Source organism: Blautia sp. MSK17_66, assembly GCF_020538025.1.
Classification (GTDB): domain Bacteria; phylum Bacillota; class Clostridia; order Lachnospirales; family Lachnospiraceae; genus Blautia_A.
The window spans coordinates 1-441 of record NZ_JAJBNQ010000095.1; the positions used below are offsets into that span (position 1 = coordinate 1).

Annotated in this window: 1 protein-coding gene; it reads right to left on the reverse strand. The window is 43.5% G+C overall.

The features are described from left to right. Positions 1-441, reverse strand: a 441-nt coding sequence (locus LIR34_RS17630; protein ID WP_173903426.1) for an RNA-guided endonuclease InsQ/TnpB family protein, incomplete at both ends; no start/stop codon positions are given.

Genomic DNA, 441 nt, shown 5'->3' on the forward strand with positions numbered 1-441 from the left:
ACAGGCCATATCCATTATCATGTACGCCTTTTCCAAGATGAAGTCCTCCTGCCATTCCTTTCAGATTCAGATCTTCCACGCATACTGCATCGAAGCTCTCGGCAAGACTGGCACTGAGTTTATGCTGAAAATCTTTTCTCTGATTTCGGATCTTTTCGTGGCACAGAGCAACTCGTTTCTTCTGCTTTTTATAATTCTGACTGCCTTTCTGGCATCTGGACAGTTTCCGCTGTTCCCATGCAATCTTTTTCTCTGTGTTCCGGTAGAACATCGGATATTCAGCTCTTTCACCGGTAGAAAACACACACATTCCCTGCATCGCAAAATCGATCCCAATGAATTTTTCTGCCGGTCTTTTTTTTGCTGCTTGGTTTTCACTGCAAAATAAAAGACTGGCAAAATATTTTCCGGATGGCTCCCTGCTGACTGTCACAGATTTCA